The organism is Bacillus sp. FSL L8-0528 (assembly GCF_038593085.1).
In the GTDB taxonomy this organism is placed as follows: Bacteria; Bacillota; Bacilli; order Bacillales; family Bacillaceae; genus Bacillus; species Bacillus paralicheniformis.
The window spans coordinates 1412248-1434151 of record NZ_CP151961.1 but is presented as its reverse complement, the minus strand read 5'-3'; the positions used below and the strand labels follow the sequence as shown (position 1 = coordinate 1434151).

Here is a 21904-nt window from a genome sequence, read left to right as displayed (position 1 = left end):
AATAAAGAAAGCTTCCTGGTGAAGGAAGCTTTCTTTATTTTGAAGCTGACGTCTCATACCATTCAAGCTTTTGATCTTCAGATTCCAAGTCAAGGCTTTCCGCCTTTCCATCCTTTTCAATTTCAAGCCTGACGATTTTCCCTTTCAGTTTTTCAGGTGCTTCGGCGACATCCCTCTCAAAATCGGCTGTTTTCTGATAAGTTTTTTCCCCTGCTTTTGTTTTGATTGTAATGTTTTGCTCCGATTCGCTGACAAACGCGGCAATGATTTTTCGGCTGCCGTCTTTCTCCTGTTCATATACGCCGTTTTGGTCGGCTTTTGACTGCGGCATGAGCTCGGCTTCTTCCGCTTCTTGCGTTTTTCCGTCCACCTCTACCTTCACAAGCTTCCCGATTAAGTCATCATGGTCGTCTTCGCTGTGAAAACGGCTGCTTTTCGGGACAATCAGTTCCTTATCCTTTATTTCAAGCGTGATTTGGTCGTCTTCGGCATGAACATACTTGCCTATCAAATCAAAATCTTCTTCAGACCGGATATTTTTGTCAAGAGAATATGTTTTCAAATCAGGCGCTTTCTGTTTGGCCGTATCAGCCGAGGGTTGATTTCCGTTGTTCTCCTTCGCTCCGGTTCCGCATCCTGCAAGGACGAAGGCGGCAGAGAGCACGGCGAATACAAGCGCTTTTTTAAGATATGCCATTTGCTGCTCCTTTCTAAAAAAGAAAGCAAACAAGCTTTGTTTGCTTTCTCGTTTTCATCTTTCCCGTTTGTTTATTTTACTTCAAGGCTGACGTCGATATTTCCTCTCGTCGCTTTTGAATAAGGGCAAAAGTCATGAGCGGCTTCGACCAGCTCTTTCGCTTTTTCTTTGTCTACCCCGCCTGAGGTAACGATCAGCTTGACGCCGATTTTAAAACCGCCGTCACTCTCATCCTTCAGCAAGCTCACATGGCCCTCGACCTCAGAATCGATGTCAATGCCTTTTTGTTTTGCAACATGCTCTAATGCGCCGCCGAAGCATGCCGCGTATCCCGCCGCAAAGAGCTGTTCAGGATTTGTCCCTGATTCGCCTTCTTTTTTTTCATTTGGCATGACAATGTTGTGGTCCAAAACCCCGTCATCTGATTTGACATGTCCTGATCTTCCGCCTTTTGCCGTGACTTTTGCTGTAAATATTGCAGTCATCCTGATTCCTCCTTACGTTTTTTTCCTCTACTCTTTATATTTCACAAAATGAGTTTTTTAAACATCCGTTTTTGTTTTTTCGGATTTTTTGCAGAGCAATGGGAAAAGAACGAAAAATCTTATACAATAAAAAGGAACATAAAAAAGAGTTGGTGAAACGATGACAAACGAATTTGAACATATGAGGCTTGACAGACAGCTTTGTTTTCTCCTTTATGCCAGTTCGCGTGAAATGACGAAGCTTTACAAGCCGCTGCTTGATAAACTCAATATTACGTATCCGCAGTACCTCGCACTCCTTTTATTATGGGAACACGGGGAATTAAACGTCAAAACAATGGGCAAGCTCCTTTATCTCGATTCCGGCACACTGACGCCGATGCTGAAGAGGATGGAGCAGCACGGGCTTTTAACAAGGGAGCGGTCACCTGAAGATGAACGGTCTGTGGTCGTCAGACTGACAGCAGGCGGCCAGGCACTTCAGGAAAAAGCGAGCAGCATTCCGCAACACATGATCGCCCAGACCGATCTGTCGGCTGGCGAACTGAAGAACTTGAAACAAACGCTTGAATCCCTTCTGGCTTCATTGACGAAAAAAACAGATGCGTTGTAAAGACAGCAAAAAGGCGCCTTCATATCGAAGGCGCTCTTTTTTAAGAAATCACTTCAAGGCTGACATCAACATTTCCGGAAATCGCTTTTGAATACGGACAAACGGTATGAGCTTGATGAACGAGTTTTTCGAGCTCCGGCTGTTCAACACCGGTTCCTTTTACTTGCAGCGTGACACTGAGCTTATAGCCTCCATCTGCTTCATCTTTCAGAAGGCTGACGTTAGCCGTCACCTCTGTCTCCATTCGAAGACGCGCTTTTTGGGCGGTCAATTGCAATGCACTGTCAAAGCATGCCGCATATCCGGCGGCAAACAGCTGCTCCGGATTGGTGGCATTTTCGTTCTTTTTGGCTTTTGGCGTTCCCGGCATGGCCAGCTCCAGCTCAAGGACGCGGTCAGATGAGGTGACTTGTCCGTCTCTGCCGCCTTTGGCAGTAGCTTGCGAGGTAAATAGCGGTTTCATGATTGATCGTCTCCTTTCATTTCGATTGTGCACAATTTAATTTTATAAAATTAAATACGATAACGCAACAAAAAAACATCCTGTCTGCATGTCAAGACAGGATGTTTCACTTTCATATCCGGATTTGCCCGTTTCCTTTAATGATATATTTAGAAGAAGTCAGCGCTTTAAGGCCCATCGGCCCCCTTGCGTGAAGCTTTTGCGTGCTGATGCCGATTTCGGCGCCGTAGCCGAATTCAAAGCCGTCCGTAAAACGCGTGGAAGCATTGTGGTAAACCGCTGCAGCGTCAACAGACGTTAAGAAAAACCGGGCGTTTTCCTGATTTTCAGTCAGAATCGCTTCCGAATGACGCGTGCCGTACTGCCTGATGTGCCGGATGGCTTCTTCGATTCCGGCGACAGTTTTGATGCTGACAACCGGCGAAAGAAACTCGGTTTCCCAGTCGGTCTCGCGAGCAGGAACCGCAGATGGCAGCATCGCGCATACGGCTTCGTCTCCCCTGATTTCAACACCTGCTTCTTCAAGCTTTTGAAGCAGCGCTGTCGTATGCTCTTCCGCCCAGTCTTTATGGATGAGCACCGTTTCAATCGCATTACAGACAGAAGGACGCTGCGTTTTGGCATTGATTACAACCTGCTCGGCCATGTCGGACCGAGCCGATTCATCAATGAATATGTGACAGTTTCCCGCGCCTGTTTCAAGGACAGGCACTGTGGATTCCCGTACCACCATATCAATGAGGTCTTTCCCTCCTCGAGGAATCAGCACATCCAAGCCGTCGTTTAAAGTGAACAGCTGTTTTGCCGCTTCCCTGCTTGTATCTTCAATGAGCTGAACGGCATCCTGCGGAAGCGCAGATTGTTCGAGCGCTTCTCTGATCACGCGGACGAGCGCTTGATTGCTGTTGATGGCTGATGAACTGCCCCGCAGGATGACGGCATTTCCCGTTTTCAAACAGAGGGTCGCAGCGTCGACCGTTACATTCGGCCGGGCCTCGTAGATCATACCGACGACTCCGAGCGGCACCCTGACATTTTCAATGAAAAGCCCGTTGTCTTTGCGGATCGTTTCAAGCGTTTCCCCCACAGGATCTTCAAGCTTGATGAGCAGCATGACGGCGTCTGCCATATCATTCAGCCTCTCCGGCGTTAAGGCAAGGCGGTCAAGCAGCGCAGGTGAAACGCCTTTTTCTTTGCCGCGAGCGATATCTTTCTCGTTTTCTGCCAATATCTCATCTTGCTTAAAGCGGAGCGCCTCGGCGATGAAGGAAAGCGCCTCATTTTTCTTTTCAGTCGGCTGATGAACCAGTTCTTCTTTTGCGGCTTTAGCCTTTTTTGCTTTTTCAATCACTTCGCTCATTTTTTCATCCCCTTATTCTTTAATACTTACCCAATCATTTCGATGGATGACTTCTATCCCTTCTTCATGATGGAACTCATCGCTTCGTTTCCCTTTCACCTCTTCAAGTTCTGCTGCGGAATACAGCGTTTGGCCTTTTCCGGCCAAGCCGTTCGGTCCGTAAACTTCGACAACCGCCCCTTTCGGAAAATCCCCGGATATTGCTGTTACGCCGGCCGGCAGCAAGCTGCCGCCATTTTCGGTAATCGCCAGCTCAGCCCCCTCATCAATGGTAATCTTCCCTGAGACAGGAGAATGAAAAGCGATCCACTGTCTATGATTGTTGACGGAAGACAGATCGGATTGGCCGATATAGGTGCCGTCCCCGTTTCCTTTTAAAATCTGAATCAGCTTATCATCTCCCTCTCCGGCGCCTATGAAAACATTGACGCCAAGTGAAAGAGCGGTTTTTGCCGCCAAAAGCTTCGACTTCATTCCGCCCGTCCCGACTTTTGAACCGGCGGATGCGGCGAAGCCCAAAAGTTCGTCCGTAATTTCGGGAATGTATTCAAAACGGCGGGCATCAGGATGTTCATTCGGATTCGAATCATAGAGGCCGTTAATATCCGTTAAAATGATGAGTTTGTCGGCATGAATCAGTCCGCTCACCAAGGCGGATAGCATGTCATTGTCCCCAAACGTCAATTCTTCAACAGATACCGAATCATTTTCATTAATAATCGGGACAAGCCCCCGTCCAATCAGTTCCATTATGGTTGCATATGCATTTCGATACCGTTCCCGTTTGGCAAAATCGTTTCTCGTCAATAAAATTTGCGCAGGCTTGATATCACATTCTGCAAAATGCTCGATGTATGTCTGCATTAACAGGCTTTGGCCGACGGCCGCTGCAGCCTGTTTTCCCTTTAGCGTCACAGGCCTCGCGGGATAGCCGAGCTGTAAAAATCCCGCAGCGACAGCGCCGGACGAAATAAAGATGACTTCGTGGCCTTCTTTTTTCAGAGCGGCTATCGCCCGAACATGGTCATTGATCTTCTCCTCATCGATGCTGCCTTTCGAATTGGTTAATGAACTGCTTCCGATTTTAATGACAATCCGTTGTTTTTTCACGTTTTTTCCCTCCGAGATGATCTGGCAGAAGCCAACAAAAAAAGCCCTTTTCGTCCAAATAAAAAGGACGAAAAGAGCTTTCCGCGGTACCACCTTCATTGAATGCGCGAGAAAAAAGCGCACTCCTCTTTCCCCTTTAACGCCAGGGTATGCGCCCAGGTTTTCCCCCTGAGACTCCGAGGCAGGTTCAGCAGGTTTCATGTGGTGAAATGTTTCAGCATGCCATTTCACTCTCTTTCACAGAAAGAACTGCTTACTGGCCCTCTTCAACGCTCGTGATTTTTTATAATTATGCCTAGGAAAAACGCCTCTGTCAAGAGGGAGATCAAACAATTTAATTAAAGACGATCGTCTTGTTTCCATGCACGATAATCCGGTCTTCCAAGTGCCATTTGACCGCTCTTGCCAAAACGCTTCTCTCAATCGTGCGGCCGATGTTTTTCAATGCTTCCACATTGTCTCTGTGGTCGACCCGTTCGATATCCTGTTCGATGATCGGTCCTTCATCCAATTCGTTTGTCACATAATGCGATGTTGCCCCGATCAGTTTAACGCCTCTTTCATATGCCCGTTTATACGGATTCGCTCCGATAAAAGCCGGCAGGAATGAGTGGTGAATATTAATGATTTTGTTCGGATGAGCCGAGACAAAATCAGGCGTTAAAATCTGCATGTAGCGGGCGAGAACGATGACATCCGCACGGTACTCTTCAAGCCATTTCAGCTGCTGTTTTTCCACTTCCTCACGGATGTCTTTGTTCGCTTTCATATAAAGGAACGGGATATTCAACGATTCAACGGTTTCTCTTGCCTCTTCATGATTGCTGATAACCGCGGCAATTTCCGCCATCAAATTGCCGCTCTGCCATTCCCATAGCAGTTCATGCAGGCAGTGAAGCTCTTTTGAAACGAAGATAGCGACGCGTTTCAGCTCGCTCGCCAAATTCATGCTCCACGTCATTTGGAAGGACTCCGCCACAGCGGCGAATGTCGCTTTCATCTGTTCGATCTTTTCGCGGATGCCTTCGGCTTCAAACTCAATCCTCAGAAAGAACCGGCCTCCTTCGGGGTCTGTCGTATACTGGCTCGATTCAATAATATTCGCGCCGTTTTCAAATAAAAATGAAGATACGGCGGCGACGATTCCAGGTTGATCCGGACAGCTGACCAGAAGGCGGGCCTTATCGTTATTGATTTCCTGATATTGCGATAACTGCTGTTTCATATATGCATTCATTTTCGTAAAACCCTCTTTGCTTGTAATTCGTAAACTATCTTTTCATTATACTGGAGTTTATTGAAAAATCAATTTACGGACGACCATTTGCATCAACCAGACTCTAGCTAATGAGTTTCAGACCGACGGCAGATCCCAAAATGAGCGCGATGAAAAAGATGCGTTTTCCGTCTTTCGGCTCTCCGTAAAACAGGATGCCGACAAGCGCACCTCCAACCGTTCCGATCCCTGTCCAAACTGCATACGCCGTCCCCATCGGCAGCGTCTCCATCGCAAGGGAAAGCAAGAAAAACGAAGCGGCAAAACCGATGATCAACAATAAGATCCATCTCATTCGCTTGTCTTTATGAAACTGGTTCATCATCGTCACGCCGAGCATTTCCAGCAAGCCGGCGGCGATTAGGCAGATCCATTCCATTATGACGCCTCCCCTTTCTCTTCATTTGTTACAAGCTTCAAGCCGATCACGCCGCATAGCAAAACACCGATCAAGGCAAGCTTGGCGATATTTGCCGGCTCATGAAACAAGACGATTTCACAGACGACCGTTCCCGCCGTACCGAGTCCGGTAAATACGGCATATACGGTTCCGACCGGCAGCTTCTCTCCCGCCTTCACCAGTATATAAAAGCTCATCACGACGGCCGCCGCCGTGCCGATCCATTCAAGAGCCGAATCAGCGTGTTTCAGCCCCATGACCCAGCCAATTTCAAACAAGGCTGCAAGTATGACACTGCCCCATCTCATCAAAATCCCTCCAATTCATTTTCAGCAAAAGAAAAAACCCGGGTTATCGATGAAAACGATACTCCCGGGCTTTTATCCCTCCGTGTGCATATGAACAAATCATATGTGTTTTCTCTCGGACCAGACCACATCCGAATGTGCGGAACCCTAGAAAACTTTAACGCTATGAAGTTTGCTAATTAGCATCATACCAAATCATTCGAAAAAATCAACTGTTTTGCTTGCGGTACTCCCCTAAGCAGGCCTGGATATGCGCCTGGTGATAGCGGTTATGATCAGACATATGCCAGATTCCCCAGCGGATCGTCGCAAATCCTCCCTCATACGGAACCTTCTTCAGCAAGTCTGTTTCCGAAAAGCCTTTAACGGTGCGTTTCAACATCTTCAGCACCTCATCATACCACTCGATTAACACGGATAAGGGTAAGCCTTTTACCTCCGGCAAACGTCCGTTTTCATCTGTCATCGGCCCGTATTTCTCTTCCAGCTCTTTTGGAAATTCTCTTCCCTTCAGCCTGTATACCCAGCGAATATCGACATTGATTAAATGATAGATCAGCTGGGCGATGCTGTTTTTGTCGCCATGCTCCCCCTTATATTCCAGCTCCTCCCGGCTGATGCCGGAGACGATTGATTTCAGCCGTTCGATGTTTTCATTGACCGCCGAAAAAAGCACCCCGACTGTCGGCGCCATCTCTTCAACTGGAGATAAATCCTTCAAAAACTGCATGTCTTCACTCCTCCTGTTTAAAGATATTTTTCAGCAGCCCTTCATTTTCAGGAGCGAGGAAACTGAAACCATAGTAGGCAGCGACAGCCGACACCGCTGTCCATACCGTGAGACTCCCCGTCATCCAGAGCGCCGTTTGCCTGCGCTTGGCCCCGAAGCCCATGCACATAAACGCGGTTAAGTGGGAGCCGATAAAGAAAGGTCCGACGAAAGAAAGGCCCGGGATGCCGTAGGTCAGCCATATTTTTTTCGCCCTGCTTTTCCTTTTTGAGAGCTTGTCGGTCTCCGTTCCCCGGTCCCCGCGTCTTCTTTCAAGCCACGCCTTCACTTTGTCAATTAAAAAAATAAGCAGCAGTAAGGTTAATAGATTTCCGAATAGTGCGATAATAGCGGACGGAACCGGTTTAAGCCCGGCAATGATCGCTAGCGGCACGACACCGATCACTTCAAACCACGGAATCGCAGCCAAAATAAAGACGAGTACATAGCCCCACATCATATCCATATATCGGCCACCTTTCATGCTCTGATCATAAACGTTGTGATCGCCAAAAGGCAAGAGTCTTTACCTTAAAAAATATAATGCTCTTCCGTATTTCATTCATATTGAGCCGTATTTTTGGCACGCTTTGTCTCAATGAACATGACGAGCAACAGCCCGATATAGGGAATATAAGTTTCTGCCATCATGGCTCCGGCTGAATCCCACTTCATATACTGAAACAAAAAATGCGTTCCGGCTAAAAACAGCGGCAATATGGACAAGGCTGCAGCTTTCAACCTGAAAGACAAAATGACGATCACGAGAAACGACAGAGCCATAATCAGCCAGCGGCTTCCCCCGTCAAACGAAAGAACAGGCGTCCCGAATTGCCGATCAATAAAAATAATCGCCAAAATCGGAAAAAACGTCAAAGCGGTGTACATCATCGTATACATGAAGGCCGTTTTCTTCCCTTTAAACGCTGAAACGCGGCCCAACAGCGGTAACATAGCCGCTGCCAGCAAAATATAAAGCGGATAGCCTGCCAGTACATAGACCGAATAATTGAGGCTGTCGTTCACCGCGTCACTGAATATAAAATAGGATATCGCGCCGATCAAAATGGCAAAGAACAACTTGGCGATCTCCCCCGGCCTTGATGAAAGCTCTTTTGACAGCGCTTGAACATATGACTTGGGAGAATCCCCAAAAATTTGCCGGACGGTTTTTCCTTCCTTTTCCCCTTCCAAGGCATGAACAGTCAGCTCATTCATGATCCCCTCAATTTCTTTGTCGCTTTTTCCTACAGACATTAAATACAATCTCATGTCGTCCAATACGTTTTGCATGTCCTTTGAAATCACGATTTCACTTCTCCTTCAGTTTTTTTTCGAGCAGCGCATTGACGTTCCCGGATAATGCTTTCCAACGCCCGATGAACGATTGAAGCTCCGCTTCGCCAAGGGGTGTAAGTCTGTAATATTTTCTCTTCGGGCCGCTCGCCGACCGTTTTAGTTCGGTCTCCACCCATTTTTCCTTTTGCATGCGGAGGAGAATCGGATAGATGCTTCCTTCGCTGATATCCGAAAAACCGTATCCCGCAAGCACCTTTGTCATTTCATAGCCGTATATCTCCCCTTCGGATATGACGGCAAGCAGACATCCTTCTAAAATCCCTTTCAGCATTTGCGTTGAACTCATAAGCCACCTCTTTTATGTATCTTGCAATACAAGATACAAGAATCATAACATACACTATTTTGCATTACAAGATACCTGAACAAAAAAAGCGGACATCCCATGTCCGCTTTGCGTGTGTTACTTCAGTTTTCCTGCGCCTGCCTGCGCTTCAACGATTGCCGGCACATCTTCTGCATCGTCGATTTTTTCAAACAGCGTCGGCTTCCAGCCGGCCGATTTTTTGACAGACGCATTGTTTGCTTCGTTGTATGTGCTGACAACGTCAATTTTTGCGACGCTTTTTTGGTCGTTTACGAGCGTATCTTTTTCATATAAAGCGTCACCTTTAAAGACCTTCATCAGTTTTTGAGGCTTCGTTCCTTCCGGCAGGTCGAAGTAGTTGTCCTCAGCATAAATTTTTGAAGAATAGCCTACACCCCATGAATAATTGTAGCTGTCTTTCGTGCTTTTAAAATAGTTGTTGTAAATGTGCACTTTTCCGTAGCGGACGCGCGGAGCCCGCTCTTTAATATTTTCGTAGAGGTTATGGTGGAATGTCACCCTTAAATGACCGTTGTCTGCTTTGTAGCTGTCGCTTGATCCGATAATCGTGTTTTTAGCATGTCCTGAAAATATGCTGTAGGATACCGTAATAAAATCCGACTGTTTTTTGATATCCAGCAGTCCGTCATGATGCTGGAATTCGCGGTCGAAATATGTTTCAGTCAGTTCATCAGGCTGATCTCCGTCATTGAATGAGCAGTGGTCGATCCAAATGTATTTGGACGTTTCAATCAAAATGTTGTCATATTCTGAATTCCAGTTTCCGCTGCTTCCGTCGGTCGGATCCCAGCCAGGAAAGAAATCGTACGCGTTTTCGAATTCGATATTACGAATAATAACGTTTTCCGCGTTTTTGACATAAAAGCCTCCACCGGTAATTTTCGCATCATCTCCGAGTCCGATAATCGTCGTGTTCGAACCGACTCTGATCAATACCCTTTCCCTCTGATTGTCTTTGGAGCGGAGCCTTGCCTCTTCAAGCTTTCCTGACGGCTCCTTTTCCCCCCATTTCTTCGGATCATAAGCTTTGAGATACGCTTCGATCGAGTATTCAGGGTCTTTATAATCTTCATAGCCTAAAGGATTGTTGTCATCATCAACACTAAGATTGATTGTTCCCTTCACATAGATGATCTTCGGCGTATCATTTTCGCCGTTCTTTTTGTTGTCTCCCCCTAACGCCTCAACAAGCTGCTTGCGGTTTTCGACCGTATATACCTGATCGGAAGAAGCGTCAGCACCTCCGGTCGTTCCTTTTCCGTAAGCGCCCCAGCCGTCTTTTGAGCCGAGAACGTCGCGTCCGTAGTCTGCCGCTTCGATTGGCACAGAAGTGCCGAGCAGCAGCAGGGCACCCAAAATCATTACATTAAAAAACCTTTTCATCAATTGCACCTACCATCAAAATTTTTTCACAAAAACTAATATATGCTATAAAAATACAGAAAACAACATATTTTCCTCCTATTTTTTGTGACACCATTTTCAACTTTTATGACATATGCCCTGTTTCATTTTACAGGCGAAGAAAAGAACAGACTCTTAATATTTTTCTGAAATAACACAAAATAAAAAAATCGCCTATTCGGCGAAAATTAATGGTCTTGCCCCGGTTTATAAAGATAGGGATCATCGGTTAACGGGCTGCCGGGATCTTCCGTATCAATCATAATTTCATTTTTTTCGTTCAGGGTGCCGAGTGTAATGGTTGGCACCCTCGCTTGCTCAATCCCTTGATCCTCTAATTTTTGAAACAGCCATTCTTTCGTTTTTTTCAAGTATTTTAAATTGTGTTCGATGATTTCGCCGTCTAAAATGAGCGGAATCGGCACGAAATTCCGCTTCGTCTCCAAGCTGAGGTCCCGCGGCTGCACAGGCCTCGCTTCCGATTTGGGAATCACGCTGATCTGGCCCGATTCTTCAATCAGGGCGATGTCGATATCTTTCGGGTCGGCATAGCCTTTTTCGCGCAATTTGCCGAGCAGTTCATTGACGGTCAGCCGCTCTCTTTTTAATCCCCCTTCATCAATATTGCCGTTTCGAATCAGCACAGTCGGGCTGACGACAAGAAACCATCGCCATTTATTGTGTAATGACAGCTTTTCAATCAACAAATAGAAGATCAGAAAAGTAAGTGCATAATAAATGGACATTGAAATTTTAGAAGTAAGAATCGGTTCGCTGATGATCGTTCCGATCGCAAATGTCAGCAAAAGATCGAAGTTCGTCATTTGCGAAACGGCTTTCTTCCCTGCGATTCGAAAAAGAATATAGGCTATAGAGAACACTAAAGCTGGCTTGGCTAAAAAAGTCCATACAAATTCAAGCATTTCACCCAAAACTTCTTTCCGTTTTTTGTCATTTATTTTGAACAGATATTGGTTTGTGTATTCATTACACAGCAAAACCCCGGCAACTGATACCTGAGCCGGGGTTTGATCGTATATTTACCAAGGTTTGTCCACAGCCAGCGCCTGAGCCAGCGCTTTGCTGTGTTTGCGGTGGTTTTTCCGTTCTTCGGCACGCTGACGGGCGGTCTGGTGCAGCATGATTTCTTCTTCAGACTGCGGTACAACTTGAGGAACGGCTTGAGGGTTGCCGTCTTGATCAAGCGCAACGAAGGTTAAAAAAGAAGTCGCCGCAAGCTTTCGTTCGCCTGTCAGCAAATGCTCTTTAATGACTTTGACGAATACCTCCATCGATGTTCTGCCAACCCATGTCACATAAGATTCAAGGCAGACGGAATCTTCCTGGCGGATCGGTTCGAGAAAATCGACGGAATCCATGGAAGCCGTCACGGTTTCACACCTCGAGTGTCTCGCTGCCGAAATCGAGGCGATATCGTCGATATAGCTCATCAGCTTGCCGCCGAACAAGGTGTTGTGGTTGTTCGTATCAAGCGGAAACACCCTGCTTGTTTTGACAACTTTTGATTCTTTGCAGTATCTTTTCTCAGGTCCATTCATCATCCATTACTCCTTTGATGTCTACTAAGATGCGTTTGTAAAGTGGATTTTTTCTTTATTAAACACTATTAGAATTCATTTGTCTAAACTTTTTTATCCGGGTGACTTGTCAGATTTTCTGGCTAAAATGTTTATTTTCCGTTGCAGCAAGGGAATAATGAAATGACTAAAGAGAGGACGGGGGAATGAAAATGGACTCAGCAATCTCGAAAGAAAACCGCGGCGCGGGCTGTGCAAGCGAATACGATGTCTTAAAAAAAGTGGTATTATGCAGACCGGAGTATATGGAGATCGCCGAAGTGATCAACGAAACACAAAAGTATTTCCAAAAAGATAATATCGATAAAGCGCTGGCCGTCCGCCAGCATGAAACATTGATAAAAGAATTGGAGAACCGGGGGATTGAAGTCGCGATTCTGCCTGCTTTAAGCCAATTTCCGGAACAGGTCTTCACGCGCGATATCGGGTTTACGATCGGAGACACCGTGTTTTCCGCTCAGCTATCAGCCGACATCCGCCAAGGCGAAGAAAACGTCCTCCAGGAATGGCTGGCAGAAGAACAGATCGCCTGGGCCACATTTAATGAAGGCTATCAAATCGAGGGCGGCGACATCCTCGTCGACCAAAATACCGTATATGCCGGCATCAGCCACAGAACGACGTTTTCGGCCGTCCAAGAGCTGAAGCGCAGGCTTCCCTCTTATGAAGTCGTACCGGTTCCGTTTGAAGAGACTTTCCTTCATTTGGACTGCGTCTTCAACATTCTTTCGCCGACAGAAGCGCTCGTCTATCCAAAAGCCCTGGGAGAAGGAGAATACGATGTCTTGAAAAAACGCTATGACATGATCGAAATTACGGATGATGAACAGTTCAGACTCGGCACAAACGTCTTGTCTATCGGCAATAAAACCGTCATCAGCCTCCCGGATAACCGCCACGTGAATCAGGAGCTCAGAGAAAGGGGCTATACGGTAATCGAAATCGACTTATCCGAGATCATAAAATCCGGCGGATCTTTCAGATGCTGTACATTGCCGATTGAACGTACTTCGACTGGATGTCACGAAGGCGGCGTCTGATCCTTGTTTCATTTGGCATGAGCGGCTTAGTGAATCCTGAAAAGCTGCCGGCAAACTGAGGAGCCCTGTAAAAAGGGCTCCTTTTTTTATATTCACCTCGCCTGCAGCGTCACCTTCAGGCTGTCCTCCTCTTTTCTCGCGTCGCCGTCATACAGATGGCAGGCGACAAAATGACCGTCATCGGCTTCTTTTAAGAGCGGTTTTTTGGCGGCGCAAATGTCCGTCGCGGCGGGACACCTCGTTCTGAAAACGCAGCCGCTCGGCGGATCGATCGGACTTGGCAGCTCGCCTTTCAGTATGATTCGTTTCCGCTTATCTTCCACATCCGGATCGGGAATCGGGATAGCCGATAAAAGGGCCTGGGTGTAAGGATGCAGCGGTTCTTGATAAAGCCGGCCGCTGTCGGTGATCTCGACCATGTGCCCGAGATACATGACGCCGATCCGGTCGCTGATGTGCTTCACCATGGAAAGGTCGTGGGCGATAAATAAAAACGTGAGCCCTTTTTCCTTTTGCAGCTTTTTCAAAAGGTTGACGACTTGCGCCTGGACGGAGACATCAAGTGCGGATATCGGCTCATCAGCGACGATAAATTCAGGCTCAAGCGCAAGCGCCCTGGCGATGCCGATTCTTTGCCTCTGTCCGCCGCTGAACTCATGGGGATAGCGATTGGCAAAGCTTTTGTGCAGGCCGACTGCTTCCAGGAGCTCGTCCGCTTTTTCAAGACGCGCCTTTTTCCCTCCGTACAGGCCGTGGATTTCCATGGGCTCTGTCATAATCTCCCTGACCGTTAGCCGCGGATTTAGTGAAGCATAGGGGTCTTGAAAAATCATTTGAATTTTCCGGTTATACTGGAATGATTCATCATCGCTCAAATTGTGGATGTTTTTCCCCCGATATGTAACCTCGCCCTCTGTCGGCTGATAAAGGCGCATCAGCACCCTTCCGGAAGTCGACTTGCCGCAGCCCGATTCTCCGACGAGCCCGAACGTCTCTCCTTCTTTAATATCAAATGAAATGCCGTCGACCGCTTTGACCGTTTTGCCCCTTCCGGCGTCAAAGTGCATTTTCAGACGGCTGACTTTCAATAAAGCGCCCGTTTGCATGCCAATCCCCCCGTTTGAATTAAAAATAGCGCCTGATGGCACACAGCTCTTTTTCATAAATTGTGCCTTTAAGAGGTATGACCTCAATCGATTTTCCCGTTTTTGGAGAGTGAAGCATCTCTCCGTTTCCGCAGTAAATGCCGACATGGTGAACTCGCCCTTTGCCTTCTTCATATGCGAAAAACAGTAGATCGCCCCGCTTCGGGCTGCTGAAGGACACCTCTTTTCCGCCGTTCGCCTGGTCGCCGGCATCGCGCGGCGCTGAGCGGCCGTTCGCCTTCAGCATATTGAAGACAAATCCTGAGCAGTCGTAGCCAAAACCGCTCATTCCTCCCCAAAGATAGGGCAGGTTCAAAAACGCCTCACCGGTTTGAACGATGTCGTCTCCACTGCCTTTTACAGGTGTTTCGATATCCGCATCTTCTTTTTTCAGCCATCTGCGGCCGAGCGGTGTATCGACCTCAAACCAAATGCCGTCCGAAGACAAAACGGGCAGCTTAGTGAGAAAGCTCAGCTCAAGAACTTTCATTTTCTTGTCATCATATAGAAAAGCCGTCGGTTTTTGAATGACGGCGCTTGTCTCAGACTTCGCCGGGCTTTTTTCGACCAGGCATTCCTTTGGTATCCAGCCCGGGTAGCCGCGTTCGTCTTTTGCAGACGGCTGCCCGGGAATGATGACGAAAGCCCAGTCTTCCCGCTCTTTTATAAGCTGCACATCTTCTCCGAAAAGCACCTGTGTTTGAACAAGGTTTGCCGTACACAGCTCAAGACGCTCATCGAAGGACAATGCGTCAAGCCAGCTTCTCACATGTACGGGATTTGACAGCATCAACCGATCAATGCGGCGCGGTGCTTCCGGACTGGTCCAGACGTTGGCGACCGAGACGGCTGTCGTATAAAGGCTCATTCGTCTTCCCCCTCTCAATGGTTGACTTTCGTGATACCGAGTCCGGGAGCATCCGGTATCGTGATCGTTCCTCCATGATAGCGGATGCCGCCTTCAACAATATCCTCCTTCAGCATGAGCGGCGCATCAAAATCGAATTTTGTCACATTTTTCTGGCTTGCTGCGAAGTGGACGGCTGCTGTGATGCCGATCCTTGTCTCGATCATGCTTCCGGCCATGCATTCCACTCCGCACGCTTCTGCCATGGCGTTGATTTTCAGCGCCTGGCGGATGCCGCCCGCTTTCATCAGTTTAATATTGATGAGATCGGCGCTTCTCGTTTTCAGCACGTGAAAAGCATCCCTTGGGGTAAACACGCTTTCGTCCGCCATAATCGGCGTATCGACGGCATCTGTCACCTGTTTCAAGCCTTCGAGATCGCACCGGTGGACCGGCTGTTCGACAAGCTCGATCGAAAGCCCCTCATCCTCCATTTTCCGAATCGCTTTGACAGCCTGTTTCGCAGTCCAGCCTTGATTGGCGTCCACGCGGATCCGGACAGCGGACCCCGCTTGTTTGCGGATTTCCCTGATCCGTTCGAGGTCTGTTGCCATGTCGTTTTTTCCTACTTTAATTTTGAGCGTACGAAACCCTTCTTTTACATAACGGGCCGCGTCTTTCCCCATTTCTTCCGGGTCATTGACGCTGACGGTAAAATCCGTCTCGATCTCCCGCCTGTATCCGCCCAGCAATTGATACAGGGGAAGACCGCAAAGCTGAGCCAAACAATCGTAGACGGCTGTTTCTACAGCGGCCTTTGCGCTTGTATTTCCAACAATCAGCTTGTCGATGTCATGAAATATCGCCTCCGCCATTCGCAAGTTGCGCCCGGAGAGCGCCGGTGCGAATATCGTGTTGACTGCCCCCTCAATACTGTCAAGCGTCTCACCGGTAATAACGGCAGTCGGAGGCGCTTCGCCCCAGCCTGTCATCCCGTTTTCAGCCGTTAGTTTGACAATGACAGCTTCCGCGGTGCGGACGGTTCGAAGCGCCGTTTTAAACGGCTTTTTCAGCGGCACGGCGATGCGGTTTGTCGTCATTTCGGCAATCTTCATGGCAGCCTCCTTTTTCCATCAAGAAATTCCCGGATTGATAGTAAGCTGTTTTTTGTCGGCGTCAAGGACGGCTTGCACCCCCACCGGAACAGCAATATTCGGTGAACAATGGCCGATGTTAAAGCCTGACAGCGCCGGTTTTCCTGCAGCGGCGATATAATCTTGGAAAACTTCTTTTAATGTGAGCGACTCACCGCGTTTTTTCGGAATGCAGTTATGAAAATCGCACAGCAAGATGCCGGCGGCGTCCGATAATTTCCCGGCCATTTTCAATTGATTCAGCATCCGGTCAATTCGGTAAGGCTCTTCATCGACATCCTCGATAAACAAAAGCTTTCCTTTCGTATCAATTTCATAAGGCGTACCGAGCGTCGTCACCAGAAGAGCAAGGTTTCCGCCGACGAGCTCCCCTTTCGCCGCACCGTTTCCGAGCGTTTCCAAAGGCGACAGCTCCTCTGTATAGGTGAGCGTCATTTTTTGAAACAGCTGCCGGAAGGAGCGCCGGGTGAGCGGATGCACGTCTTCTTTGCCGATGTCCGAACTGAGCATCGGACCGTGAAATGTAATAAGTCCGGTGTTTTGCCTGATCGCTGTATGTAAAAAAGTGATATCTGAATAGCCCCAAAAAATTTTCGGACGGCTTTTGATGAGACGGTAGTCAATTTTCTCGGCAATCCGCGCCGTGCCATAACCTCCGCAGGCACAGATGACAGCTTTGACCGAACGGTCTTCAAACATGTCGTGCAGATCCTCCAAGCGCTCTTCATCGCTCCCCGCCAAATAGCCGTGTCTTTCAATGGCTGAGCGTCCCACTTTGACTTCAAGCCCGAGTTCTTTTAAAAACCGGACGGCGCGGTCAAGCTTTTCGGGGACGGGCGGACTGGCCGGCGCAATCACACCGACCGTATCTCCCTGCATTAATCTTTGAGGCGCAATATTCAACTGAGACATCCCCCTTTATGAAAAGTCCGCCCGCCTCTGTGCGGTGGCGGGCACAAAGAAAGTGCAGACGGACAAGTTTGATCATGACGTTTTTTCGGCCCATTTCAGTTCAATGTAGCCGACCGGATGACGGACGATGCCTTTCACATTCTCCTTTTCCAAATGGACTTGATTGTAGAAGTGGATCGGTATGATCGGCATCCCTTCAAACAGCAGTTCTTCAGCCTGATGCAGCAGTTCGGTGCGCTTTTCTTCATCAGCTTCATTTTTCGCCGCCTTGATCAGCTCGTCATACTCTGAATTGCTCCAGCCGGTTCTGTTCATTGCGTTACCCGTTTGAAAGCTTTCCAGGAAGTTGATCGGGTCCGCATAATCAGCCAGAAAAGAGCTTTGGGAAAATTGAAATTTGAGCGCCTTCTGTTCTTCAAGGAATGTGTTCCATTCCATATTGGCGAGCTTCACATCGACGCCGAGTGTACTTTTCAGCTTCTGCTGAATCGCTTCCGCCATTTTTTTATGCTCCGGTTTTGTGCTGTATGTCAGCGTAACGGCGGGCAGCTTTTCGTAGTTTTCTTCCTTCATGCCTTTTTCGAGCAGCAGTTTCGCTTCATCGGCATCATATTTGAGCAAATCGCCGCCTTCCTCGCGAAAATCCTTGCCGTTCGGTCCTTTGATTCCCGGAGACACAAACCCGTGGGCCGGTTTTTCACCGTTTTTTGTGACATAATCGACGATTTCCTGCTGATCGACGGCCATCGCAAACGCTTTTCTGATCTTTTCATTCTGGAACGGTTCTTTATTAACATTGAACCTGTAATAGTAAAGACCTGCCTGATCGAACACCTTCACCTCGTCAGAACCCATCAGCTTCTCGCTCATTTCAGCCGGGACATAAGCCGTATCAAGCTCATTCGACTCGAACATTTGGTAGTCGGTATTTCTGTCATCGACCATCGACCATGTCACTTTATCAAGCTTCACAGTATCCCGGTCCCAATACGTATCGCTCTTTACCATCGTAAAGCTTTCATCATGCTTCCATTCTGTCAGTTTAAACGGACCGTTGCCGACGAATGTAGCAGCTTCTTCATGCCATTTCGGATTTTTTTCGGCGATTTTCTGAGGAACCGGGAAAAAAGCCGGATTGGCTACAATGCTTAAAAACGACTGCTGCGGACTTTCGAGCGTCACCTTAAGCGTTTTTTCATCCTCCGCTTTGACTTTGACATCATCTTTCGCACCTTTTCCGCTGTTAAAGGCCTCGCCGCCTTCGATAAAGTAGCCTAAAAACGCGGCTGAGGAGCCCGTTTTCGGATCGAGCAGACGCTTCCACGCATATTCAAAGTCCCCAGCGGTTAAAGGGTCTCCGTTCGACCATTTGGCATCATCACGGATTGTAAAAGTATATGTTTTCCCATCGTCGGAAATGTTCCACTTTTCGGCGGACGCCGCTTCCGGTTCATGGTCTGCGCCAAGCCTAGTCAAACCTTCCATCAGATTGTTCAGCGCCTGCCATGAGACATTATTAAAGCCGATCGGCGGATCAAAAGATGTCGGTTCATTTTCATTGTTCAGCCTCAGGACCTGTTGTCCAGCCGTTTCTTTCGCTTTCTTCTTCGTTTCCTGCCCAGCCTGTTCATTTGCCGTACATCCAAACAGCAGAATGACCGCAAATGCGGCAGCCAATACGCTCGCTAGCCTTTTCATCAAATCCCCCCATTGAAAATCGATTTCATGATTATGTCGTCAGTAGAGCCCGTTTCGCCCTTTCATCCTGAAGCCAGCAGCACACACGATGCCCCGCCGAGACTTCTGCAACGGCAGGATAAACCCTGCTGCACACTTCCATTGCATAGGAACAGCGCGCCGTAAACGGACACCCTTCAGGCGGAGAAAACAAGTCCGGCGGCGTCCCGTCAATCGGAACGAGATCCGCACCTTCGAGGTCAAGCCTCGGAACAGAATGCAGCAAGCCTTTTGTATACGGGTGCTGCGGACGGTAAAAAATATCCCTCCTCGCTCCCGTTTCCGCTATTTTCCCGGCGTACATCACGGCGATTCTGTCCGCCGTCTGTGCGACTACGCCTAAATCATGGGTGATTAAAATGATGGATACACCGGTTTTCCGCTGAATGTCTTTAAACAGCTCAAGAATTTGCGCCTGAATGGTAACATCAAGCGCGGTCGTCGGTTCATCCGCAATCAGAATCTCCGGTTCACAGATGAGCGCCATGGCGATCACGATCCGCTGCCTCATCCCGCCGCTGAATTGATGCGGATACTGCCTCAAACGCTCTTGCGGATTCGGAATCCCGACGAGCTCAAGCATCGAAATGACAGCTTTTCGAGCGTCTGTTTTAGATACGGGCCGATGTTCCAACAGCGCTTCTGTGAGCTGGTCTCCGACGGTCAAGGTCGGATTCAGGGCCGTCATCGGATCCTGGAAGATCATTGAGATTTCAGCCCCTCTGATCTTTCTCATCTCTTTTTCGGACAGATGGCGCAAGTCTTTTCCCTTAAAGCGGATCAGACCGTCTGTGATCGTTGCCGAAAACTTCGGCAAAAGCCGCATAATGCTTTGCGATGTCACGCTTTTTCCGCATCCCGACTCACCGACAATCGCAAACGTCTCCCCCTCATATAACTCAAAGCTCACGCCGCGGACAGCTTTAACCGTGCCGCCGTATGTCGTAAATGAAACATGCAGATTCTCGACTTCCAATACTTTTTTCCGCAAAATACATTACCTCCTCAGCTTCGGATCTAACGCATCCTGCAGCCCGTCTCCAACGACATTAAATGCGAACATTGTTAATGAAATAAAGAAAGCGGGAAAAAACAGCCGCCACCAATGTCCCGATAAGATCACCGGAAGGCCGTCGTTCGCCATGACACCCCAGCTCGCAAACGGCGCTTGAATGCCCAAACCGAGGAAACTGAGAAACGCTTCGGCAAAAATAGCCGACGGCACCGTCAAGGTCATCTGGACGATGATCGCTCCCATCATGTTCGGAAGGAGATTCCGCCTGATGATCCTTATCGTTTTCGCTCCGAAGGTTTTGGATGCGAGAACATGCTCATCATGCTTCACCTTCAAAACCTGACCCCTGACGATCCGCGCCATGCCGACCCAGCCGGTGACGGTCAGCGCCACGATGATTGTCCCGAGTCCAGGACCCATCATGACCATGAGAAGAATGACGACCAATAAATAAGGCAGTCCGTGCAGCACTTCGATGACCCGCATCATGACGTGGTCTGTTTTGCCGCCTTTATAGCCGGAGATGCCGCCATAGATGACGCCGATTGCAAAATCGATCAAAGCCGCCATCACGCCGACAAACAGTGAAATCCTCGCTCCGTACCACGTTCTTGTAAACACATCGCGTCCGAGCTCATCGGTTCCGAACCAATGCTCCGCCGACGGAGGCAGGTTTTGCTCGGAAAGCGTCTGCTGGGTGACGCTGTGCGGAGAAAGAACCGGTCCGAGAACAGCCATGATGAACAGGAAGATTAACACGCTCAATCCCGCCATCGCCAGCTTGTTTTTCCGTAAAATCCGCCAGGCGTTCTGCCAGTATGACAGGCTCGGCCTTGCGACGGATTCACGCTCATCCTGCTTTTGTTTTAGCGGGGCAAACCATTCAACAGGGATATCACTGCCTGAAGACGCTTCGTTTTCTGTGCGGACTGGAAGGCTCATAAGCTCACCCTTTCTTATGCAGTTTAATACGCGGATCCAGGATTCCGTAGGCCATGTCGACAAGAAACAACATGATGATGAGGATGATGCTGTAAAAAACGGTGGTGCCCATAATCACGGGGTAATCGCGGGAGTTGATGCTTTCAACAAAATATTTTCCCATGCCGGGAATCGCAAAGATTTTTTCGATGACGAAGCTTCCCGTTAAAATCGCAGCGGTAAGCGTCCCGAGAATCGTTACAACAGGCATAAGGGCGTTTTTCAAGGCGTGCTTCATGACAATTTTAAAATGGGAAAGCCCTTTAGCCCGAGCCGTTCGGATATAATCCTGTGTCAGCACTTCGATCATGCTGGAACGGGTCAGCCTTGCGATAATCGCCAGCGGCCCCATTGCCAAAGCCGCAGTCGGAAGCACCATATGAAGCGGGCTCGTCCATGTCGACGGGGGAAATATGTTCCAATTAACTGCGAATTGCTGTATCAGCAAAGTCGCCATAATAAAGTTGGGAACCGAAATGCCGAGAACGGCAATGGTCATCGCTATATAGTCGATGATGCCGTTTTGCCGCAGCGCGGCAAAGATTCCGAGTGCGATCCCGGAAATGACCGCCATAATCAGCGCCGTCATCCCCAGCTCAAATGAAACAGGGAACCCTCTTGACAGCAAATCGTTCACGCTTTGTGAAGGCTGCTTGATCGACGGCCCAAAATCAAAGGTAACGATCGACTTGACATAATACAAATATTGAACAAAGAGAGGCTCATCAAGCTGATAGTAAGCCTCAAGGTTGCGCTGAACCGCTTCATTCGTGTTTCTTTCTTCATTGAAGGGAGAGCCAGGAATCACTTTCATCATCACAAAGGTCAATGTCGTAATCACCAAAATGGTCGCCAGCATCGACAGAAGCCGCTTCATGATGTAACCCGCCATTTTCATCCCAC

The 21904-nt window shown here is 48.4% G+C and carries 25 protein-coding genes, 1 riboswitch and 1 other annotated feature; of the genes, 2 read left to right on the top strand and 23 right to left on the bottom strand.

Annotated features, from left to right (window positions below):
- Positions 1 to 34: 34 nt before the first annotated feature.
- Together MHI30_RS07290 and MHI30_RS07285 are read right to left on the bottom strand one after the other, a co-directional pair.
- Complete coding sequence (locus MHI30_RS07290; RefSeq protein WP_075753165.1) at positions 35 to 697, bottom strand: hypothetical protein; 663 nt, start codon at positions 695 to 697, stop codon at positions 35 to 37.
- Positions 698 to 768: 71 nt separating this feature from the next.
- Positions 769 to 1182 (bottom strand): organic hydroperoxide resistance protein, encoded by a 414-nt coding sequence (locus MHI30_RS07285; RefSeq protein WP_075753167.1) that lies wholly within the window; start codon positions 1180 to 1182, stop codon positions 769 to 771.
- 160 nt (positions 1183 to 1342) lie between these two features.
- Between MHI30_RS07285 and MHI30_RS07280 the strand changes: the two genes are divergently transcribed.
- Positions 1343 to 1795 carry a MarR family transcriptional regulator gene (locus tag MHI30_RS07280; protein WP_020451102.1) on the top strand — a complete coding sequence of 151 codons (453 nt, stop codon included), beginning with the start codon at positions 1343 to 1345 and terminating at the stop codon, positions 1793 to 1795.
- 40 nt (positions 1796 to 1835) lie between these two features.
- Here the strand turns inward: MHI30_RS07280 and MHI30_RS07275 are convergent, their stop codons facing one another.
- The 13 genes from MHI30_RS07275 to MHI30_RS07215 form a co-directional block, all read right to left on the bottom strand.
- Positions 1836 to 2261, bottom strand: coding sequence for an organic hydroperoxide resistance protein (locus MHI30_RS07275; protein WP_075753462.1), 426 nt, complete (start codon positions 2259 to 2261; stop codon positions 1836 to 1838).
- Between the two features lie 109 nt (positions 2262 to 2370).
- On the bottom strand, positions 2371 to 3618 hold the full coding sequence (locus MHI30_RS07270) for a glutamate-5-semialdehyde dehydrogenase (protein ID WP_075753169.1): 1248 nt from the start codon (positions 3616 to 3618) through the stop codon (positions 2371 to 2373).
- A gap of 12 nt (positions 3619 to 3630) precedes the next feature.
- Complete coding sequence (gene proB, locus MHI30_RS07265) at positions 3631 to 4728, bottom strand: glutamate 5-kinase (RefSeq protein ID WP_075753464.1); 1098 nt, start codon at positions 4726 to 4728, stop codon at positions 3631 to 3633.
- Positions 4729 to 4788: 60 nt separating this feature from the next.
- Positions 4789 to 5007, bottom strand: a binding site (T-box leader).
- Positions 5008 to 5062: 55 nt separating this feature from the next.
- Positions 5063 to 5965: a formyltetrahydrofolate deformylase gene (purU, locus tag MHI30_RS07260; RefSeq protein WP_075753171.1), complete on the bottom strand. Its 903-nt coding sequence runs from the start codon at positions 5963 to 5965 to the stop codon at positions 5063 to 5065.
- Positions 5966 to 6068: 103 nt separating this feature from the next.
- The gene (locus MHI30_RS07255; protein ID WP_075753173.1) at positions 6069 to 6383 is read right to left on the bottom strand and encodes a multidrug efflux SMR transporter; all 315 of its coding nucleotides are present in this window, start codon (positions 6381 to 6383) and stop codon (positions 6069 to 6071) included.
- Positions 6383 to 6712, bottom strand: a complete 330-nt coding sequence (locus tag MHI30_RS07250; RefSeq protein ID WP_073425569.1) for a multidrug efflux SMR transporter — start codon at positions 6710 to 6712, stop codon at positions 6383 to 6385. Before MHI30_RS07250 ends, MHI30_RS07255 begins: the two co-directional genes overlap by 1 nt.
- A gap of 59 nt (positions 6713 to 6771) precedes the next feature.
- A riboswitch (guanidine-I (ykkC/yxkD leader) is annotated at positions 6772 to 6874 on the bottom strand.
- A 46-nt stretch (positions 6875 to 6920) separates the two neighbouring features.
- Complete coding sequence (locus tag MHI30_RS07245; RefSeq protein WP_075753175.1) at positions 6921 to 7442, bottom strand: DinB family protein; 522 nt, start codon at positions 7440 to 7442, stop codon at positions 6921 to 6923.
- Between the two features lie 4 nt (positions 7443 to 7446).
- Entirely contained in the window at positions 7447 to 7947 is a 501-nt protein-coding gene (locus tag MHI30_RS07240) for a small multi-drug export protein (RefSeq protein ID WP_075753177.1), read from the bottom strand.
- A 92-nt stretch (positions 7948 to 8039) separates the two neighbouring features.
- A complete protein-coding gene (locus MHI30_RS07235; protein ID WP_075753179.1) occupies positions 8040 to 8789 on the bottom strand; it encodes a DUF1129 domain-containing protein in 750 nt (249 codons plus the stop codon).
- 4 nt (positions 8790 to 8793) lie between these two features.
- On the bottom strand, positions 8794 to 9126 hold the full coding sequence (locus MHI30_RS07230) for a PadR family transcriptional regulator (protein ID WP_075753181.1): 333 nt from the start codon (positions 9124 to 9126) through the stop codon (positions 8794 to 8796).
- 117 nt (positions 9127 to 9243) lie between these two features.
- A complete protein-coding gene (locus tag MHI30_RS07225) occupies positions 9244 to 10551 on the bottom strand; it encodes a pectate lyase (RefSeq protein ID WP_075753183.1) in 1308 nt (435 codons plus the stop codon).
- Positions 10552 to 10760: 209 nt separating this feature from the next.
- Complete coding sequence (locus tag MHI30_RS07220) at positions 10761 to 11495, bottom strand: DUF421 domain-containing protein (protein WP_075753466.1); 735 nt, start codon at positions 11493 to 11495, stop codon at positions 10761 to 10763.
- 117 nt (positions 11496 to 11612) lie between these two features.
- Positions 11613 to 12131, bottom strand: coding sequence for an acyl-CoA thioesterase (locus MHI30_RS07215; RefSeq protein WP_023856769.1), 519 nt, complete (start codon positions 12129 to 12131; stop codon positions 11613 to 11615).
- Between the two features lie 191 nt (positions 12132 to 12322).
- Here MHI30_RS07215 and MHI30_RS07210 point away from each other — a divergent pair, with 191 nt between their 5' ends.
- Positions 12323 to 13210 (top strand): dimethylarginine dimethylaminohydrolase family protein, encoded by an 888-nt coding sequence (locus tag MHI30_RS07210; protein WP_075753468.1) that lies wholly within the window; start codon positions 12323 to 12325, stop codon positions 13208 to 13210.
- Positions 13211 to 13302: 92 nt separating this feature from the next.
- Here the strand turns inward: MHI30_RS07210 and MHI30_RS07205 are convergent, their stop codons facing one another.
- The 8 genes from MHI30_RS07205 to MHI30_RS07170 all read right to left on the bottom strand — a co-directional run bounded on the left by MHI30_RS07205 (position 13303) and on the right by MHI30_RS07170 (position 21893).
- Complete coding sequence (locus MHI30_RS07205; protein WP_075753185.1) at positions 13303 to 14316, bottom strand: oligopeptide/dipeptide ABC transporter ATP-binding protein; 1014 nt, start codon at positions 14314 to 14316, stop codon at positions 13303 to 13305.
- A gap of 19 nt (positions 14317 to 14335) precedes the next feature.
- Positions 14336 to 15223, bottom strand: a complete 888-nt coding sequence (locus tag MHI30_RS07200; RefSeq protein WP_075753187.1) for a C40 family peptidase — start codon at positions 15221 to 15223, stop codon at positions 14336 to 14338.
- Between the two features lie 14 nt (positions 15224 to 15237).
- Entirely contained in the window at positions 15238 to 16317 is a 1080-nt protein-coding gene (locus tag MHI30_RS07195; RefSeq protein WP_075753189.1) for a dipeptide epimerase, read from the bottom strand.
- 18 nt (positions 16318 to 16335) lie between these two features.
- Entirely contained in the window at positions 16336 to 17268 is a 933-nt protein-coding gene (locus MHI30_RS07190) for an LD-carboxypeptidase (protein WP_237562666.1), read from the bottom strand.
- A 72-nt stretch (positions 17269 to 17340) separates the two neighbouring features.
- Positions 17341 to 18966, bottom strand: a complete 1626-nt coding sequence (locus tag MHI30_RS07185; RefSeq protein WP_075753193.1) for a peptide ABC transporter substrate-binding protein — start codon at positions 18964 to 18966, stop codon at positions 17341 to 17343.
- Positions 18967 to 18997: 31 nt separating this feature from the next.
- Entirely contained in the window at positions 18998 to 19996 is a 999-nt protein-coding gene (locus MHI30_RS07180; protein ID WP_020451081.1) for an ABC transporter ATP-binding protein, read from the bottom strand.
- A gap of 6 nt (positions 19997 to 20002) precedes the next feature.
- Positions 20003 to 20962, bottom strand: a complete 960-nt coding sequence (locus tag MHI30_RS07175; protein WP_075753195.1) for an ABC transporter permease — start codon at positions 20960 to 20962, stop codon at positions 20003 to 20005.
- Between the two features lie 4 nt (positions 20963 to 20966).
- Positions 20967 to 21893 (bottom strand): ABC transporter permease, encoded by a 927-nt coding sequence (locus MHI30_RS07170; protein WP_075753197.1) that lies wholly within the window; start codon positions 21891 to 21893, stop codon positions 20967 to 20969.
- Positions 21894 to 21904: the final 11 nt, after the last annotated feature.

What these genes read in the sequence shown, in the direction of transcription:
- MHI30_RS07290 (WP_075753165.1), bottom strand. Translation starts at nt 697, where the DNA reads ATGGCATATCTTAAAAAAGCGCTTGTATTCGCCGTGCTCTCTGCCGCC.
- MHI30_RS07285 (WP_075753167.1), bottom strand. Translation starts at nt 1,182, where the DNA reads ATGACTGCAATATTTACAGCAAAAGTCACGGCAAAAGGCGGAAGATCA.
- MHI30_RS07280 (WP_020451102.1), top strand. Translation starts at nt 1,343, where the DNA reads ATGACAAACGAATTTGAACATATGAGGCTTGACAGACAGCTTTGTTTT.
- MHI30_RS07270 (WP_075753169.1), bottom strand. Translation starts at nt 3,618, where the DNA reads ATGAGCGAAGTGATTGAAAAAGCAAAAAAGGCTAAAGCCGCAAAAGAA.
- purU (WP_075753171.1), bottom strand. Translation starts at nt 5,965, where the DNA reads ATGAATGCATATATGAAACAGCAGTTATCGCAATATCAGGAAATCAAT.
- MHI30_RS07255 (WP_075753173.1), bottom strand. Translation starts at nt 6,383, where the DNA reads ATGGAATGGATCTGCCTAATCGCCGCCGGCTTGCTGGAAATGCTCGGC.
- MHI30_RS07250 (WP_073425569.1), bottom strand. Translation starts at nt 6,712, where the DNA reads ATGAGATGGGGCAGTGTCATACTTGCAGCCTTGTTTGAAATTGGCTGG.
- MHI30_RS07245 (WP_075753175.1), bottom strand. Translation starts at nt 7,442, where the DNA reads ATGCAGTTTTTGAAGGATTTATCTCCAGTTGAAGAGATGGCGCCGACA.
- MHI30_RS07240 (WP_075753177.1), bottom strand. Translation starts at nt 7,947, where the DNA reads ATGGATATGATGTGGGGCTATGTACTCGTCTTTATTTTGGCTGCGATT.
- MHI30_RS07230 (WP_075753181.1), bottom strand. Translation starts at nt 9,126, where the DNA reads ATGAGTTCAACGCAAATGCTGAAAGGGATTTTAGAAGGATGTCTGCTT.
- MHI30_RS07225 (WP_075753183.1), bottom strand. Translation starts at nt 10,551, where the DNA reads ATGAAAAGGTTTTTTAATGTAATGATTTTGGGTGCCCTGCTGCTGCTC.
- MHI30_RS07220 (WP_075753466.1), bottom strand. Translation starts at nt 11,495, where the DNA reads ATGCTTGAATTTGTATGGACTTTTTTAGCCAAGCCAGCTTTAGTGTTC.
- MHI30_RS07215 (WP_023856769.1), bottom strand. Translation starts at nt 12,131, where the DNA reads ATGAATGGACCTGAGAAAAGATACTGCAAAGAATCAAAAGTTGTCAAA.
- MHI30_RS07210 (WP_075753468.1), top strand. Translation starts at nt 12,323, where the DNA reads ATGGACTCAGCAATCTCGAAAGAAAACCGCGGCGCGGGCTGTGCAAGC.
- MHI30_RS07205 (WP_075753185.1), bottom strand. Translation starts at nt 14,316, where the DNA reads ATGCAAACGGGCGCTTTATTGAAAGTCAGCCGTCTGAAAATGCACTTT.
- MHI30_RS07200 (WP_075753187.1), bottom strand. Translation starts at nt 15,223, where the DNA reads ATGAGCCTTTATACGACAGCCGTCTCGGTCGCCAACGTCTGGACCAGT.
- MHI30_RS07195 (WP_075753189.1), bottom strand. Translation starts at nt 16,317, where the DNA reads ATGAAGATTGCCGAAATGACGACAAACCGCATCGCCGTGCCGCTGAAA.
- MHI30_RS07190 (WP_237562666.1), bottom strand. Translation starts at nt 17,268, where the DNA reads ATGTCTCAGTTGAATATTGCGCCTCAAAGATTAATGCAGGGAGATACG.
- MHI30_RS07185 (WP_075753193.1), bottom strand. Translation starts at nt 18,966, where the DNA reads ATGAAAAGGCTAGCGAGCGTATTGGCTGCCGCATTTGCGGTCATTCTG.
- MHI30_RS07175 (WP_075753195.1), bottom strand. Translation starts at nt 20,962, where the DNA reads ATGAGCCTTCCAGTCCGCACAGAAAACGAAGCGTCTTCAGGCAGTGAT.
- MHI30_RS07170 (WP_075753197.1), bottom strand. Translation starts at nt 21,893, where the DNA reads ATGGCGGGTTACATCATGAAGCGGCTTCTGTCGATGCTGGCGACCATT.